Raw genomic sequence first — 16467 nt, forward strand, 5'->3', positions numbered from 1 at the left:
TTGCGATACGCCGCCCTCACGGACACCGGCAGGGTGAGGGAGAACAACGAGGACAGCTACCATGCCGACGGGCGGCTGTTCATCGTCGCGGACGGTATGGGGGGACACCAGGGCGGCGAGGTGGCCAGCGCGGTGGCCATACGGAGCTTCCTCGCCTTCGAGGAGGCGAACCGGCGCCTGCCGCCTCTGAGGCGGCTGCGCGAAGGTATCGCCGCGGCCGACCGGGCCGTGCTGGAGATGGCGGGAGGGAACCCTGAGCTCGCGGGCATGGGGACGACCTTCACCGCCGTGCTGGTGGAGGGCGGGGTTTTCCTGGGTCACGTGGGGGACAGCCGCGCCTATATCTGGAGGGATGGCGAGCTGCGCCTCATGACCAGGGACCACTCCCTGGTGGAGCGCATGGTGCGCGAGGGCCGCATCTCGCGGCGCGAGGCGCGCACGCATCCCCAGAGGAACATCATCCTGCGTGCGCTGGGCATCAGAGGGGGAACCGAGGCGGACTTGGACGAGGTGGAGGCCCGTCCCGGCGACCGCCTGCTCCTGTGCAGCGACGGTCTTACCGCCTGCCTGGAGGACGGCGAGATCGAGGTCCTGCTGTCCGGAGAGGAGGACCTGTCCCTCTGCTGCCGTGCCCTGGTCGACGCGGCCAACCGGCGGGGGGGGCCGGACAACATCACCGTGGTGCTCGCCGAACTCGGTGACGAGGTGGGGGGAGCGGAGGAGGGCCGCCGGGGCATCTTCGGGCGCTGGAGGGCCAGGGCATGAGCCCGCGCTGGAAGGAAGCCTCCCTTCTCGCGGTGGCCGCGGCCGTTCCCTTCCTGGGTTGGGTGTCCATGGATCTCGCCCGGGAGGGGCGGGTGGTGGCATCGGGTGCCCTCTACCCGCTGCTGCTGGCGGGGATGTTCCTCCTCGCCCACCTGGCTCTGCGTTTCTTCCGGCCGGCGGCCGACCCCGTGCTCTTTCCCCTGGCCGCGGCGCTCTCCTCGCTGGGCGTGGTCATCTTGCTGCGGCTGAACCCCCACATGGCGCGGCTGCAGGTGATCTGGCTGGGGATCGGGCTCGCGGGCATGGCGGTCCTGGCGGCGGCCCTGAAGGATCACCGCGTCCTGGAACGCTACCGCTATACCCTGGCGGTCATCGGCCTGGCGCTGCTCCTCTCCACCGTGTTCATAGGGCGCGAGGTGAACGGGGCGAGGCTCTGGCTGGTCTTCGGCCCCCTGCGCTTCCAGCCCTCTGAGCTGGCCAAGGTCCTGCTGGCGGTGTTCTTCGCGGCCTACCTGGCGGAGCGCAGGGAACTCATCGTGGGCGCAGGGCGGAGGTTTCTCGGCGTCAACCTGCCGCGACCGCGCGACCTGGGGCCCCTGCTCACCATGTGGGCCCTTTCGCTGCTGCTCCTCATCTTCCAGAGGGACCTGGGTTCCTCCCTCCTCTTTTTCGGCATCTTTCTGGCGGTGCTCTACGCGGCCACCTCCCGCGCTTCCTTCGTGGTGGTGGGGCTGCTGCTCTTCCTGGCCGGCGCGGTGGCCACCTCCTTCGCCTTCTCCCACGTGCGGGCGAGGGTGGACTCGTGGCTGGATCCCTTGAACCCGGAGACGGTGAACGACGAGAGCTACCAGATCGCACAGTCCCTGTTCGCCTTCGCGGAGGGGGGCCTCTCGGGGACCGGCCTGGCGCGCGGGCGCCCCGACATCATCCCCTTCGTGGAGACGGACTTCGCCTTCGCCGCCGTGGGCGAGGAGCTCGGCCTGCTGGGAGCGGCGGCGGTGGTGATCCTCTTCCTGCTTTTCGCCGGGAGGGGGTTGAGCCTTGCGCTCAGGTGCGAGGACGATTTCGGGAAGCTGCTGGCGGTGGGGCTGACCACCATCGTCTTCCTGCAGGCCTTCATCATCATGGGCGGGGATACGAGGCTGGTGCCCCTCACGGGCATCACCCTGCCCTTCGTCAGCTACGGAGGGAGCTCCCTGGTGAGCAACTTCCTGATCCTCGGGCTGCTGCTGTGCATATCGGGAGCGCCGCGGGAGGCGGGAAAGCGAACCGGCGGAGAGGGGCGGAGCGCGAGGCGGGAGAGGGGGGCCGGAGCAGGTCCCTCTGGCGCAGGCACGGGCACTGTGGATGTTGGGGGTGAGGGCGTCGCGGGATAGCATCAGGAGGCTGGCCGTGCTCTTCATGGCCTTGGCGGCGGCGCTGGTGGTCAACCTGAGCTGGCTGCAGGTGTTCGGGCAGGGGCGTCTGGAGGAAAATCCCGCCAACACGCGGCGCATCATGCGGGAATACGGCATCGCCCGCGGCAGGGTGGTGACCTCCGACGGGTTGGTGGTGGCGGAGAGCGTGAAGACCGACGGGCCGCTGGAATACAGGCGCTCCTATCCCGGGGGAAGCCTCTTCTGCCATCTTCTGGGCTATGACAGCCCCCAGTTCGGCAGGACCGGGCTGGAGGCCTGGTACAACGACTATCTCCTGGGCTACCGGCCGTCACGGGGGTGGACGGAGGAGATGACCTCCGACCTCGAGCGGGGAAACGACCTCGTGATAACGGTGGATTCCGAGGTACAGGCCGCGGCGGCGCAGGCCCTGGGGCGGCGCAAGGGAGCGGTGGTGGCCGTGGACCCCAAGACGGGGGCGGTGCTGGCCATGTGCTCGTGGCCCGACTTCGACCCCAACGCGCTGGTGAGCCGGGAGCGTGACGCCGGAGGCGAATCCGTGGCGGACGGGGCCATGCGCTCGTACAACCAGGACCCCAACAGCCCCCTGCTCAACCGCGCCACCATGGGTCTCTTCGTGCCGGGCTCCAGCTTCAAGGTGGTCACAGCCTGCGCGGGGATCGAGAGCGGTTTCCCCCCCGGCACCACCTACGACTGTCCTGGGGTGCTGCCGGTGGGGGGATCGCGGGTCACCAACTACGGCGACCCCCCTACCTCTTTCGGTACCCAGGATATGGAAACAGCCATGGCCCGTTCCATCAACACCTATTTCGCTCAGCTGGCGCTGGGCATGGGCGCGGGCAGGCTGGTGGAATACGCGGAGCGCTTCGGGATCAACGGGGAGATCCCCCTCGACTACCCGGGGGTCGTCCCCTCCTCCATCCCCCGGGCCGGCGACATGGACCAGGTGGAACTGGCCTGGAGCGGCGCCGGCCAGGGGGAGATCCTCCTCACCCCGCTGCAGCTGTGTCTGGTGGGATGTGCCGTGGCCAACCGGGGGAGGATCATGCGCCCGCACCTCATGAAGGAAGTGCGGCGCTCCGACGAGATCCTGGAGCGTTACGAGGTGCGCGAGTGGCGGTCGCCCATCTCTTCCCAGACGGCCTCCGAGGTACTGGAGATGATGGTGAGCGTGGTGAGGTCGGGTACGGGTGCAGAGGCCGCCATCGAAGGGGTGACGGTGGCCGGTAAGACGGGCACGGCGGAGGTGGAGGGCAAGCCGCCTCATACCTGGTTCCTGGGTATCGCCCCGGCGGAGAACCCCACGGTGGTGGTGGCGGTGCTGCTGGAGAACAGCGGGGGGAGCGGGGGCGCGGTGGCCGCGCCGGTGGCGCGCGAGGTCATGGCCGCTGCCTTGAAGTAGGGCGGGCGCCGGACTCCCGAGGCGCTCTCGACGAGAATGAGATCATCCCCGGTCCTGCCTCGCGGGACATCGTCCTCCCGTCCCGCGCTCCTCTTCTGGAAAACGGCGGGGGGAGCGGCGGCGCGGCGGCCGCGCCGGGGGCGCGTCTTCTTGGCGCCCCGCTCGGCCCCTGCATTATAATGGCCCTGGGGTTTGCGGGCTTTTCCTGACGGAGGAGGCATGGATCGCTTGATGGACTGGAAGGGTCGGGTCCTGAGGAGACGTTACCGCCTGGACGAGAGGGTGGCCGTGGGCCGGACGGTGGAGGTCTTCAGGGCCTTCGACATCCTGGAGGAAAGGGAGGTGGCGGTGAAGTTGCCCCTCCCCCACCTGCTCTCCGACCGGGATTTCTGCGACTCCTTCCGCTCCGCGGCCCACCGCGCCACCCGCCTCAGCCACCCCGGCGTCATCCCGGTGCTGGATTACGGCATCGAGGATAGCCGCCCCTATGCAGTGACGGAGATGGTGGAGGAGAAGACCCTACACGAACTGCTGGCGGCGGGGAAGAGGATGAAGCCGGTGGGAGCCCTCTATTTCGCGGTGGAGATGGGCAGGATACTGGCCTACCTCCACGGGCAGGGCATTGTCCACGGTTCCCTGGACGAGAGGCATGTGTTCATCTACCCGGGGCGCAGGGCGAGGGTGTCCGACCCCGGCTTTCCCGTGGTGCTGGGAGGCGCTGCCAGCCCCCATCCGTTCTATCGGGACCCCAGGCGCGACCTGAGCGACCTCGGCTACCTCCTCTACCGCAGCCTCACCGGCAGGGGCGCGGCGGAGGCGGTGGCGGACATCAGGGAGGGCAGGCTGAAGTGGGGCGACGAGGTCCCGCCCCGCCTGCGCCGCCTGGTGCAGCTCTGCCTGGACAGCGTCGCGGGCGCGGGCTTCCCTTCCTCCGATGAGCTGGTCATGGAAGCGGTCTCCACCCTGCGGGAGGAGGTGCCCATGATGCCGGAGCCGCGCCCGGAAGCGGGGGTGGCCGGAAGGGGCGAGGAGGTGGCGAGGCCCGCCCCCGCCATATCCCTGCCCCGCCTGAAGCGCTGGCAGGTATGGCTGGGGGCCGCCATGCTGGCCGTGGCGGCCATCTTCTTCCTGGTGTGGATACTCTCCATCGCCATCACCGGGAGCAAGGTCGAGGTGCCCAACCTGGTGAACGTGAGCGTGGAGGAAGCCCGGAAGCTGGCGGCGGAGCGCGACCTGGGCTTGCTGGTGGTGGCAAGGGAGTACGACGCCGGCGTCAGGGCTGGGTATGTGATATCCCAGGACCCCAAGGGCGGGGTCATGGTGAAGAGGAAGACGGTGGTCAAGGTGCTGGAGAGCCTAGGCCCCCTCACCGTGCCCAACCTCGTCGGGCTCACCCTGGAGGACGCGCGGCTGGTGCTGGAGAGCCGCGGTTTCCGCGTGGGCGAGGTGATCTACCGCGAGGTACAGGGATACAGCGAAAACCGCGTGGTGGAGACGGATCCCCCCTACGGGTCCAGGCTGTCCAGCGGGGCGGCGGTCAACCTGGTGGTGAACAGGAAGGCTTCCGGCGTCTGAGGCGCGCTTGCCGGGGAACCGGCCTCCAGGCGCCGCCCTCAAATAATGTTCGGAGGATGTCCACGGGGATCCGTCCCCGGGGGAAAGTAGTGGCGGCGGGCGCGGGGCCGCGGCGCGGGAGGAAGGCGCGGGACAACGGTCGCGTACGGTAAGGCGTCGCGGGCGGGGCAGGGGCTGAAGGACAAGCGGCCCGGCGCATGGAAAAATGATCTTGAAGGTATGGGAAAAAGAACCCGGGAAGGGCGCGAGCGGGAGTGCCCGAGCCCGGAGGTCATAGAGGTCTCTCGGAGGTAAGAGCAGAGGATGCTGGGAAAGGTCTTCAACCAGCGCTATCGTATCAAGGAAAAGATTGGCAGCGGAGGCATGGCCGACGTCTTCCTCGCCGACGACCTGCTGCTGGGCAGGGAGGTGGCGGTGAAGGTCCTGCACCCGCAGTACGCGGCCGACCCCTCCTTTATCCAGAGGTTCCGCCACGAGGCCCAGGCGGCGGCCAACCTCAACCACCCCAACATCGTGAACATCTACGATTGGGGCGGCGAAGGCGAGCTCTACTACATCGTCATGGAATACGTGGAGGGTCGCGACCTCAAGGAGATACTGCGCACCGAGGGCCGGCTGCTCCCCGAGCGCGCGGCGGAGGTGGCGGCGGAGATAAGCGCCGCCCTGCAGTTCGCCCACCGCCACAACCTCGTGCACCGCGACATCAAGCCGCACAACGTCTTCATCACCAACCTCGGCCAGGTCAAGGTGATGGATTTCGGGATCGCCCGCGAGGGCGACGGGGGAGGCATGACCCAGACGGGCATGGTCATGGGCACCCCGCAGTACATCTCTCCCGAGCAGGCACAGGGGCTGGCGGTGGACGGGAGGTCGGACATCTACTCCCTGGGCGTGGTGCTCTACGAGATGCTGACGGGCAGGGTGCCCTTCGACGACCCCAACCCCGTGACCGTCACCTACCGGCAGGTGCGCGAGGACCCCATACCACCCTCGGTGATCGACCCCGAGATCCCCGCCACCCTCGAGGCCGTGGTGATGAAGGCCATGGCCAAGAACCCCGCCAATCGCTACCAGACCGCGCAGGAGATGAAGGCCGACCTGCTGCGTTTCCTCGAGGGCATGCCAGTATCCGCCACCCCTGTGCTCCCGGGACGCACGGCCACGGCCGCCCTTGTGCCGGCCTCGGGAGGCGGCGGGAGCAGGTGGCCATGGGCGGTGGCGGCGGCGGTGGTGGCGGCGCTGGCGGTCACGGGGATCGTCCTGGCGCTGGTGCTGGGAGGGGGAGGCGGCAAGGTGGAGGTCCCCAACTTGCAGGGGATGTCGTTGGAGAAGGCCACCGGCACCCTGGAGAGCCTGGGACTGAAGGTGGGAGAGGTCAAGGACAAGTACATCGAGGACGAGTCGGAGGAGGCCGGCCTGGTGGTCTCGCAGGACCCGGAGTGGGGCACCCTGCTGGCAAAGGGCGAGAAGGTCAGCCTCACCGTGACGCGCGAGCTGCGTATGCCCGAACTCGAGGGTATGTCCCGCGATGCGGCGGAGGACATCCTGAAGAAGATGGGCATCCTGGTGATCGAGATAAAGAGCACCCCCGTGGAGGACGAGGAGGAGGTCAACAGGGTGCTCTCCCAGAGCCCGGCCGCCGGAAAGCTCGTCTCCCCCGGCACCACGGTGAGGCTGGAGATCGGGGTGGAGCAGAAGAAGGTGGCCGTCCCCGACGTGGTGGGCATGAAGCAGGCGGACGCCGAGGAGACCCTCAAGAAGGCCGGTTTCCTAGTATCGGTGAGCGAGGAATCCAGCTCCGAGGTGGACGAGGGCCGGGTGATCAGGCAGAGCCCCCTGGCGAACCAGAAGGTGCTGGAGGGGAGCACGGTGACCATCGTGGTGAGCACCGGGCCTTCCACGGTCAGCGTTCCCGACGTGCGGGGAGAGAAGGAGGCGGACGCCAAGCGCATCCTCGGCGACGCCGGACTCAACTATACCGTGATCTACCAGGACACCTCGGACTCCACCCAGGTGGGAAAGGTCCTCGACCAGGTGCCCCTTCCCGGGGCCACGGTGGACGCGGGCTACAACGTGCGCATTTTCGTGGGGCGTTCCTCCTGAGCGGGGGAGAGGGCGCGGCGGAGAGCGCTCCGGGGACGGGGCTCCCCCCGTGCTGATGCCAAAGATTACCATATCCTGAGGTGGGAAGCCGCCGAGATCCGGCCCCGGGCTTTCATGCCGCTACCCGGCTGATTCGGCGCGGCCGCCGCAGGGACGAACGCCACCGGGACGGCCCTCCCTCCTCCCGCCACGGAAGGTATCCCCAGGCCGGCCGCCGCCGGGGTCGGAAGCGGGGAGGCTTCCCCGCCCCCGCCCGCTGAGGATGCCCCCGCCACCCCCGCGAGGAGCGGAAGCGGCTCCAGCGCCCCGTGCTATAATCGACGCCATGAACGGGGAATACGACGTGGTGATCGTGGGGGCCGGCCCCGGAGGATGCGCGGCCGCATGTGCTCTTGCACCCCGCGGGCACCGTGTTCTGGTGCTGGAAAAGGACCGCTTCCCACGCGAGAAGATCTGCGGAGACGGCATAGCCCCTCGGGCCGTGCATGCCCTCTACCGCCTTGGCCTGCGGGACGAGCTGGAGGGGCGCTTCAAGCGCACCTCCGGCATACGTTTCTATGCCACCTGGGGCGGGCTCACCGAGGTGCGGTATCCCATGGGGAGCCGCTACCCGGACCATGGCTACGTGGCTCCGAGACGGGACCTCGACCACCTCCTCCTGCGGCACGCACGGGAGCTGGGGGCTGAGGTGTGGGATGGATGCCGTGTGACCGGGATGCTGCCGCGCGAGGGAGGCCGTTTCCCAGGGGTCAGGGCGGAGCGCGGCGGGGAGAGCTTGGAGATAGCTGCCCGCTACATCGTGGGCGCTGACGGACCCACCTCCAGGGTGGGCGGGGATCTGGGAATGCTCAACCGCGACCCCCTTTTTCTGGGGGTCTCCGTGCGTTGCTATATGCGGGGCGCGGAGGGCGTCTCCGATTTCCTGGAGATCTATCCCGAGGACGCCATCTCCCCCGCCTGCGGATGGATCTTCCCCGTGGACGGGGAGACGGTGAACGTGGGGGCGGGCTACATGCTCTATGCCGGGAAAGGGCACGCCCTGAACATCAACCGTGTCTTCGAGGCCTTCGTGGAGCGCACGCGCCACGCTGCGGCGAAGCTGCGCCGCGCCGAGCCCCTGGGTAGACCGCGGGGCGCCCTGCTGCGCGTGGGCCTGGGTGGCTCGGTCACCGTGAGGGATAACGTGCTGCTGGTGGGAGACGCGGCTTCCATGACCAACCCCATCAGCGGCGAGGGCATAACCTACGCCCTGGAGAGCGGCCGCTGGGCGGGGGAGACGCTGGCGGCAGCGCTGCGCTCCGGGGACGCGGGGCTGGTGGAGAACTACCGCCGCATCCTGGAATGGTATTACCGTCGCTACTTCCGCCTGGGGACCATGGCCATCCGTTACGGCAACAGGCCGTGGTTCGTGAACCCCCTGCTCTTCACCACCTCCCGCATCCCCCGGCTGGGAGACAAGATGGGGCGCTTCCTCATGAACTGCCGGAGGTCGGATCACCCGCTATGAAAGGGACGGCGGTGGGCGCATGGGTCTGAAGATCACCTTCCTCTATCCCGATTTTTTCCAGTACGATGAGGAGCGCTACCTTCCCGAGGGACGCATCTACCTGGGGATAGGCTATCTCTCCGCCTACCTCAAGCGCGAGGGACATCGCACCTCCCTAATCCACCTGGTGCGGCCGGTGGGCAGGGAGGAACTGCTGGCGAGGTTGGCGGAGGAATCGCCCGACCTGGTAGCCGTTTCCAGCACCACCCACATGTTCCCCCATGTGCGCCGCTGGGTGAGCTGGATCAAGGAGGAGAGCGACCTCTTCACGGTGTGCGGCGGCGCCCACCCCACCCTGGACCCGGAGGGGGCCTTGCGCGAAGCGCCCCTGGACGCGGTGTGCCTGGGAGAGGGGGAGGAGACGCTGGCGGAGCTCTGCGCCGCCCTGGAGGAAGGCCGCGACCCCTCGGGGATAGCCTCCCTCTGGGTGAGAAGAGGAGAGGAGATAATCCGCAACCCGGTGCGCCCCCTGGTGGAGGACCTGGATTCTCTCCCCCTCCCGGACCGGGAGATATTCGACCCCGCCAACTTCTGCGAGCAGCAGCACGAGCGCGGCACCCTCATGGCCTCGCGGGGTTGTCCCTACAGCTGCACCTACTGCTCCAACCACGCCCAGCGCAGCATCTATCCCAACCGACGCAGCTACGTGCGCTTCCGCAGCGTGGACAACGTGATGCGGGAGATCCGCGCCATTATCGCGGCCGATACCGGGGGCCGCCTGCGCTACATCCGTTTCGACGACGACATCCTCACCCTGGACCGGGAATGGTTCCGGGAGCTAGTGGAACGTTACCGGGAGGAGGTGGACCTCCCCTTCATCTGCAACTCGCGGGTGAACGTGCTGGACGAGGAGACGGTGGCCCTCTTCGCCCGCGCGGGATGCTCGGTGATCTGCATGGGCATCGAGAGCGGCAACGAGGGGTTGAGGAGGAAGGTGCTCAACCGCCACATGTCCAACCGGGATATCGTGCGTGCCTTCCACCTCTGCCGCCGGTACGGCATCAAGACCGTCTCCACCAATATGACCGCCCTCCCGGACGAGGACCTGCCCGCGCTCCTGGATACCATAAAGGTAAACGCCATGGCGCGGCCCAACTGCATGCAGGTATCCACCTACCACCCCTACCCCAACACGCGCCTCTACTCCTACTGCGAGAAGAAGGGCTACCTCTCGGGACGCCACGTGGACACCATCTTCGACGGACGCAGCTCCCTGGAGATCCCGGCCTTCCGGGATCCCGCCTACGCCTTCGCCAAGGAGAAGTTCTACCCCCTGGCCGAGCTGTATTCGCGGCTCTATGAGGCCGGGAGGGCCGGAGGAGCGGCCGCCGGTGCCCTGGACCGCCTGCTGACGGCGGACGGGATCCCGTGGAGGCTGCGGCGCCCGCTGCTGGAGGCGGCCGCGGGCTGGGCGGATCGCCGCTCCCGCTTCGAGTGGATATACTATTGATACCGTTGACGACTTGCGCGTGGCGGCCCGGATGCGGGCACGTGGACGTAAAGGTCTGGGGGCGAAGACAGACCGCGGTGCCGCCGGTGCCGGAGCCGAGGCAAGAGGGGGTAAAAGGCCGGGATGGTGCCACGGAGATGGGGCCTCGGGCTGAACCGATGGGGGAGAAAATTAGAGGTTTCCGAAGCCCTGAACCCCATCCGCCGGGGTGGCCGCAGGGCAAGAGCGTCTCGGCGGAGAATGAGATAGAGAAAGGATAAGGGAAAGGTCACAGCGTGCTTCGATGGTGAGAGACGGCGGTCTTTCAGAGGGGATGGAGGCGCGCGGGGGGCACGAGGCTCGAGAGAGACGGGGGTGATGCATGATGGCGACTTTGAAGAGCTGCCGCGAATGCGGGGTTCCCAGGCGTTTCGCGAGCGAGCACGCATGGCTGGACAACGGCACCATCGTACAGAGCAAGAACCCGGACCACCGCATGATCTTCATCGAGCTGGAGAACATCAACTCCACCTTCCGCGGCGTGGAGGAGATCATCGGCGTGCCCATCGACCGCATCATCGTGGAGGCCAAGCGCAGGGCCACCTTCGATTTCGTTGACCACATGCTCCCCGGCGTGGTGAAGGCGGTGGTCAGGCTGGTAGGGGTGAAGCCGGTGATCCGCAACGTCACCGCCCTGGGAAGGGTGATGGGTTACGGGAAGTTGGAGCTGGCGAGAATGCGCCGTACCCACAGCGAGGGCGACTTCGTGACCATCAAGGCGAGCGAACTATATTCGCTGCCTCTCTTCAGCGGCGACCTGGCGGGTTCCTTCAACGCCATCGACCGGCGCGAGGTGGGGATCACCCACGAGGAGGTGGCCCCCGGGGAATACGAGATCACCGCGCATTTAACCCCCCATCCCTTGGAGCTGCAGGAGAGGCTGAAGACGAAGCCCTACGCGAACAAGAAGGGGGACGTGGGGCTGGAGCGCTGCCCGGGGTGCGGACTACCGCGCGCCCTCGCGCGCTACCAGTGGCTTCCGGAGCGCGGCGTCATCCTGCACCGTGAGAGCGGGCGGCGCATGGTGGCCCTGGGACCGGCCACCCTTGACGCCATCATCTCCGAGCTGGAGAAAGAGCTGGGGGATACCATCCCGAGGGTGGTGGTGGAGGCGCAGCGCCGCTTCCTGCGCAGCGGCTTCTACGGCGTGGACGAGGCGCGGTCGCGAGAGGACCTCCGCCAAGCCCTGGCACTGCGCGGCCTTGGCAACCTGGTGGGGCTGGAATGGGGCGAGGGCTCCCTGCGCTTCCACATCGAGAACCCCTGCCTCAACCTGGTGCTGGTGGGCTTGGTGCAGGGCATCTTCGAGCTGGTGACCGGCAGGGAAGGGCGGGTAGAGTGGGAGGAGAGGGAGGACGGAGACCTCATGGTGGAGGTCGTCACCGCCTAAGCCGCCTCCGAGTGCAGGCACGCCTCTCGCCGGGCGTCGCGCGCGGCCTTTCCGCCTTGCGGGGGTGCGTCTGCTCCCGTCATTCCGGGCAGGCGCAGGGAACCTGGAGACATTTGGGGCAGCCGGAGGCGTATTTCTCCGCCGCCTGCGCGAGGTCCACGCCGCAGAGGTTGGCGAGGCTCGCCAGCCAGGCGAGGACGTCCGCGAACTCCTCGCGCAGGGACGCGGCGTCCCCGGAGCGCAGCGCCCGCGCCAGCTCTCCCACTTCCTCCACCATCCAGGCATAGGTGCCCCAGGTCCCCCGCCGCCCGTCCTTTTCCAGGTAGATGTCCCCTATGCGTTTCTGAAAGCCCGCGATGTCCAATGCCTCCTCCCTCCGGGCCGCCCCTTGAGCCTCCGGCCGGCACCATCATACCTCGCGGTACCCCCTCTCTGTCCCCGAGGGCCCGCGATGTCCAATGCCTCCTCCCTCCGGGCCGCCCCTTGAGCCTCCGGCCGGCACCATCATACCTCGCGGTACCCCCTTACATCTCCGAAGGGCGTGCGGCGGTGTTCCCGCATGACGTGATATCCCTCAACCGGGAGGCCTTGACGGGGACGACAACCTGCCCTAGATTGTTTAGCATGGCTAAACATGGACGCGGAGACGCGGGGGAGGGATCCCCCGGGCTCGAGGAGCTCGCGGGCCGTTTCGTGGACAGCATGGGAGTGATCATGCGCATGCGGGGGTCGGTGTTCCGCCGGGCCATGGGCGAGCACGGGGTCACCGGACCGCAGCTCTTCCTCATGAAGATGGTGGGTACCCACGGCGAGATGAGCGTGACCGGGGTCTCCGAGATGATGATGGTGACCGCCCCCACCGCCAGCCGCATGATAGACGGGCTCTGCGCCAGGGGCCTGCTGCAGCGGCGCAAGGACCCGCGTAACCGCCGCGCCACCTACGTGAGCCTGACCCGGGAGGGAGAAAAGGTGATGCGGAGGTTGTGGGAGATGCAGAAAACGGAGTTCCTGCGGCTCATGCGCGACGAGGACCGGCAGGGGCTCGCCGGCACGGTGCTCTTCCTCGAGGACCTGGCGGAACGCCTGCCCCGACAGCTCAAGGGGCGGGGAAGCGGAGAGCAAAGACGAGGGTGAGGAGAAGAAGGTGGACGGATACGCGGTCGAAGTGGAGGGACTGGTAAAGAGGTTCGGGGACCTGACGGCGGTGGATGAGGTTTCCTTCGAAGTGGGCCGGGGAGAGGTCTTCGGTTTCCTGGGGCCCAACGGGGCGGGCAAGACCACCACCATCAACATGCTCTGCACCCTGCTCGCTCCCACCGAGGGTACGGCGAGGGTGAACGGGTTCGACATACGCACCCAGAGGAGAGAGGTGCGGGAGTCCATAGGGCTGGTCTTCCAGGACCCCAGTCTGGACGACCGCCTCACCGCCAACGAGAACCTGGATTTCCACGCCGTCATCTACGCCGTTCCTTCCTCCGAGAGGGAGAGGAGAAAAAGGGAGGTCCTGGAGATGGTGAACCTCCTGGACCGCGCTGACGACCTGGTCATCACCTACTCGGGGGGTATGAAGAGGAGGCTGGAGATCGCGCGCGGGCTGCTGCACTACCCCAAGGTGCTCTTCCTCGACGAACCCACCATCGGCCTCGATCCCCAGACGCGGAGCCACATCTGGGACTACATAGACGAGCTGAAGAAGCGTGAGGGCAACACCATCTTCCTCACCACCCATTACATGGAGGAGGCGGAGCACTGCGACCGCATCGCCATCATCGACCGGGGAAAGATCATCGCCCTTGACACCTCCGAGAACCTCAAGAACATGGTGGGCGGGGACGTGATCAGGATAAAGACGGAGGACGACGCGCAGGCCGAGGAGGAACTGAAAGAGCGCTTCGGGGTGAACATCCTCGAGGACCGCGACTGCGTCTGCTTCGAGGTGGAGCGCGGTGAGGAGTTCATCCCCCGGGTCATCAGGGAGCTGGGGGTGCGCATCCAGGCCATAAGCCTGCACCGCCCCACCCTCGACGACGTCTTCCTCAAGCTCACCGGGCGCGAGATCCGGGAGGAAGAGGCTGACGAGCTCGGGAGCATGAGGGCCCTGGCGAGGGTGCGGCCTCCCTTCGCGAGATGACCGGACGTGGTGGACGCATAAAGGAGTGGAGATGACGGGAACTGCGAAAGATAAGGCCGGGATGGAAGAGGCCGTGGGCGATACGGCGGGGCGAGGGCGGTCAAACCTGCAGTGGGCCATGCGCGGCGTGTACATCATCTGGCTGCGGGAGTTCAAACGCTTCTGGAGGGACCGGCCGCGCCGCATCGGGGGCTTCGCCCAGCCCATCATCTACCTCGCCTTGCTGGGGGTGGGCATGCAGAGCGCCTTCAAGGTCTTCGGAGGCAGCGACGTTTCCTACGTGAAGTTCATGTTCCCGGGCATCCTGGGCATGACCGTTCTCTTCACCGCGGTCTTCTCATCTATTTCCATAATATGGGATAGAGAGTTCGGGTTCCTCAAGGAGGTGTTGGTCTCCCCCGTGCCTCGTTCCAGCGTGGCCTTGGGGAAGATCATCGGCGGCTCCACCACCGCCCTGCTCCAGGGGGCCATCTTCCTGGCGCTCGCCTTCACTCCCTGGTTCTACGGGTTCAGCCTCTCCACCCTGTGGAAGGTACTGGCGGTGCTTCCCATCCTCGTACTGCTGTCGCTGAGCCTCACCTCCATGGGGGTGTCGGTGGCGGCGCGTATGACCTCCTTCGAGGGCTTCCCCATCGTGATGAACTTCCTCCTCATGCCGCTGTTCTTCCTCTCCGGCGCCTTCTTCCCACTGCAGGGTCTCCCCGGCTGGATGACCGTGCTCACCAAGATCAACCCCCTAACCTACGGGGTGGACGCCCTGCGGGGGACCATGCTGAGGGGAGTGGACATCGGGGCGGGCATGCAGTCCTCGGTGGCGCAGTTCGCGGTGTGGTTCAAGGACCCCCAGATCTACCAGATCGGGATGAGCAAGGGGTATCCGGACCCCGCGGCCCTCTCCTCCATGACCCAGAGGGCCGCCCTGCCCACCCAGGCCTATCCCATGTGGCTCAATATAGTGGTGATGCTGGGGTTCGGGGCCTTCCTCTTCTTCCTGGCCCTCTGGCAGTTCAACCGCGCCGAATAAACCTATGGGGTCAGCCCCGGACATGGGACATTTTGTATGGGCGGGCGTATGCGTGCCAGGCCTGGACCTCGCTGCGCTCCGTCTAGGCACTGGACACCGTAGCGCCTGCGGCGCTATCGCTTTCGCGATGCAGGCTCTCGCGCGATAAAGGATGACGCCCCGCCGTTCAGGCACCGGCACCGTAGCGCCTGCGGCGCTATCGCTTTCGCGATGCAGGCTCTCGCGCGATAAAGGATGACGCCCCGCCGTTCAGGCACCGGCACCGTAGCGCCTGCGGCGCTATCGCGATGCATTCTCCGAAGCGGCCTGCTATAATACGGTCTGAATCCGGGCGAGTGGCGGAATTGGTAGACGCGCTGGGTTCAGGGTCCAGTGCTCGTACGGGCATGCGGGTTCGAGTCCCGCCTCGCCCACCAGGAACCGGGGACGGCATGACCGCCGTCCCTTATTTCAATACGCCCTTGACCGGGGGAAAAGGCGGGCGGAGCGCGCAAAGGAATAACGGCATGGTTGCCAGAAAAAGACCATGGGCGGGGCGTTAACGGACCCCGAGTGGAGCGAGGAACGGCATGTATGCCCAGGTGAGAGGCCCGAAGTTCAGCAGGCGCAGGAGGAATCCCGCGCCGGCCATCATCGTGGCCATCGTCGTCCTCATCCTGGGATGTTGGCTTTTCAACCTCACCTGCGGTAAGGGGGGCAAGGAGGTAAGCACGTCCGCCCTCACCGAGTACGTGAACCGCGTGCGCCCCATCATCGACACCTCCACCAGCGTGGGATCGGGATGGAACGCCATCCGCTCCTCCCTGGCGCAGCTGGTGGCGGACCCCGATGGCCTGAACCAACAGCTCACCGGAGTAGAGCAGTCCTGCCTTGACCTCCTGGAGCAGGCGAAGGCCATCGAGGCTCCCGAGGGCCTGGGCAATGCCCATGCCGCCCTGCTCATCTGCCTCGAGCAGCGCTACCGGGGGGCCAAGACCTTCCGCTCCGACCTGGTGAACTCCCTGAACGCCGTGGACCTGGACGTCTACGCCCGCAGCATCTCCGAGGACCTGCAGGAGCTGATGCATTCCGACGGCTCCTACCGCTTCTACCGGCGGGCGGTCACCGAAGCCTTGGAGAAGAGCGGCATCCAGGACGTGGCCCCGCTTACGGATTCGGTGTGGCTCTCGGACTGGACAAACGCCTCCTACGAGAACGTCAAGGCCTTCCTCACCAACCTGAGGGGCACCGAGGTGCACGGCGTGGCGGTGGGCGCGGTCATCCTGGAACCCGAGGGAAAGGTGGAGGAGATAGGGGGAGAGGACATCCACCGTCTTCCGGAGACGGAGGCGTTGAACATCACCGTCAACGTGGAAAACCAGGGCAACCGTGCCGAGCGGGACGTCACCGTCACCGTGAGCCTTTACACGGAGAGAAACCCCGCCCCCACGCGCCAGGAGCAGACCATCACCTCCATCAACCCCGGCGAGACCCTCCAGGTCTCCTTCCGGGACCTGCGCCCGACCCCCGGAGTGCGTAATATACTGGAGATAAAGGTTAGCCCGGTTCCCCAGGAGAGTTTCCTGGAGAACAACCAAAAGCTGATCTACTTCACCGTGGGGTGAGAGTCTGGCCCGCGAAGACCGACGCCCCGCGGGCCGCGCTT

At 67.0% G+C, this 16467-nt stretch carries 13 protein-coding genes and 1 tRNA gene; 13 read left to right on the forward strand and 1 reads right to left on the reverse strand.

Annotation, left to right across the window (positions count from 1 at the left end; translation table 11 throughout):
* The 8 genes from H5T74_06135 (at nt 1) to H5T74_06170 (ending at nt 11667) form a co-directional block, all read left to right on the forward strand.
* On the forward strand, nt 1–765 hold the full coding sequence (locus tag H5T74_06135; GenBank protein ID MBC7229954.1) for a Stp1/IreP family PP2C-type Ser/Thr phosphatase: 765 nt from the start codon (nt 1–3) through the stop codon (nt 763–765).
* Complete coding sequence (locus H5T74_06140) at nt 762–2141, forward strand: FtsW/RodA/SpoVE family cell cycle protein (protein ID MBC7229955.1); 1380 nt, start codon at nt 762–764, stop codon at nt 2139–2141. Before H5T74_06135 ends, H5T74_06140 begins: the two co-directional genes overlap by 4 nt.
* Complete coding sequence (locus tag H5T74_06145) at nt 2113–3564, forward strand: hypothetical protein (GenBank protein MBC7229956.1); 1452 nt, start codon at nt 2113–2115, stop codon at nt 3562–3564. The genes H5T74_06140 and H5T74_06145 overlap by 29 nt, the downstream gene beginning before the upstream one ends.
* 231 nt (nt 3565–3795) lie before the next feature.
* Complete coding sequence (locus H5T74_06150; protein ID MBC7229957.1) at nt 3796–5139, forward strand: PASTA domain-containing protein; 1344 nt, start codon at nt 3796–3798, stop codon at nt 5137–5139.
* Nucleotides 5140–5442: 303 nt separating this feature from the next.
* Nucleotides 5443–7242 (forward strand): Stk1 family PASTA domain-containing Ser/Thr kinase, encoded by a 1800-nt coding sequence (gene pknB / locus H5T74_06155; protein MBC7229958.1) that lies wholly within the window; start codon nt 5443–5445, stop codon nt 7240–7242.
* Nucleotides 7243–7567: 325 nt separating this feature from the next.
* Nucleotides 7568–8749: a geranylgeranyl reductase family protein gene (locus tag H5T74_06160; protein ID MBC7229959.1), complete on the forward strand. Its 1182-nt coding sequence runs from the start codon at nt 7568–7570 to the stop codon at nt 8747–8749.
* A gap of 19 nt (nt 8750–8768) precedes the next feature.
* Nucleotides 8769–10238 carry a B12-binding domain-containing radical SAM protein gene (locus tag H5T74_06165; GenBank protein ID MBC7229960.1) on the forward strand — a complete coding sequence of 490 codons (1470 nt, stop codon included), beginning with the start codon at nt 8769–8771 and terminating at the stop codon, nt 10236–10238.
* 361 nt (nt 10239–10599) lie between these two features.
* Nucleotides 10600–11667 carry a hypothetical protein gene (locus H5T74_06170; GenBank protein MBC7229961.1) on the forward strand — a complete coding sequence of 356 codons (1068 nt, stop codon included), beginning with the start codon at nt 10600–10602 and terminating at the stop codon, nt 11665–11667.
* A gap of 79 nt (nt 11668–11746) precedes the next feature.
* Here the strand turns inward: H5T74_06170 and H5T74_06175 are convergent, their stop codons facing one another.
* Nucleotides 11747–12031 (reverse strand): nucleotide pyrophosphohydrolase, encoded by a 285-nt coding sequence (locus tag H5T74_06175; GenBank protein ID MBC7229962.1) that lies wholly within the window; start codon nt 12029–12031, stop codon nt 11747–11749.
* 260 nt (nt 12032–12291) lie between these two features.
* Here H5T74_06175 and H5T74_06180 point away from each other — a divergent pair, with 260 nt between their 5' ends.
* The 5 genes from H5T74_06180 to H5T74_06200 all read left to right on the forward strand — a co-directional run bounded on the left by H5T74_06180 (nt 12292) and on the right by H5T74_06200 (nt 16426).
* On the forward strand, nt 12292–12801 hold the full coding sequence (locus H5T74_06180) for a MarR family transcriptional regulator (GenBank protein MBC7229963.1): 510 nt from the start codon (nt 12292–12294) through the stop codon (nt 12799–12801).
* 10 nt (nt 12802–12811) lie between these two features.
* Entirely contained in the window at nt 12812–13798 is a 987-nt protein-coding gene (locus H5T74_06185) for an ATP-binding cassette domain-containing protein (protein MBC7229964.1), read from the forward strand.
* Nucleotides 13799–13904: 106 nt separating this feature from the next.
* Nucleotides 13905–14822, forward strand: a complete 918-nt coding sequence (locus tag H5T74_06190) for an ABC transporter permease (protein MBC7229965.1) — start codon at nt 13905–13907, stop codon at nt 14820–14822.
* Nucleotides 14823–15151: 329 nt separating this feature from the next.
* Nucleotides 15152–15238 (forward strand) — tRNA-Leu (locus tag H5T74_06195).
* Between the two features lie 153 nt (nt 15239–15391).
* Nucleotides 15392–16426, forward strand: coding sequence for a hypothetical protein (locus H5T74_06200; protein ID MBC7229966.1), 1035 nt, complete (start codon nt 15392–15394; stop codon nt 16424–16426).
* Nucleotides 16427–16467: the final 41 nt, after the last annotated feature.

Source organism: Actinomycetota bacterium (assembly GCA_014360645.1).
In the GTDB taxonomy this organism is placed as follows: domain Bacteria; phylum Actinomycetota; class Geothermincolia; order Geothermincolales; family RBG-13-55-18; genus Solincola_B.

Bases quoted from the DNA above. Each gene is read 5' to 3' on its own strand.
- H5T74_06140 (MBC7229955.1), top strand. From the start codon at position 762: ATGAGCCCGCGCTGGAAGGAAGCCTCCCTTCTCGCGGTGGCCGCGGCC.
- pknB (MBC7229958.1), top strand. From the start codon at position 5,443: ATGCTGGGAAAGGTCTTCAACCAGCGCTATCGTATCAAGGAAAAGATT.
- H5T74_06180 (MBC7229963.1), top strand. From the start codon at position 12,292: ATGGCTAAACATGGACGCGGAGACGCGGGGGAGGGATCCCCCGGGCTC.
- H5T74_06165 (MBC7229960.1), top strand. From the start codon at position 8,769: ATGGGTCTGAAGATCACCTTCCTCTATCCCGATTTTTTCCAGTACGAT.
- H5T74_06170 (MBC7229961.1), top strand. From the start codon at position 10,600: ATGATGGCGACTTTGAAGAGCTGCCGCGAATGCGGGGTTCCCAGGCGT.
- H5T74_06200 (MBC7229966.1), top strand. From the start codon at position 15,392: ATGTATGCCCAGGTGAGAGGCCCGAAGTTCAGCAGGCGCAGGAGGAAT.
- H5T74_06145 (MBC7229956.1), top strand. From the start codon at position 2,113: ATGTTGGGGGTGAGGGCGTCGCGGGATAGCATCAGGAGGCTGGCCGTG.
- H5T74_06160 (MBC7229959.1), top strand. From the start codon at position 7,568: ATGAACGGGGAATACGACGTGGTGATCGTGGGGGCCGGCCCCGGAGGA.
- H5T74_06150 (MBC7229957.1), top strand. From the start codon at position 3,796: ATGGACTGGAAGGGTCGGGTCCTGAGGAGACGTTACCGCCTGGACGAG.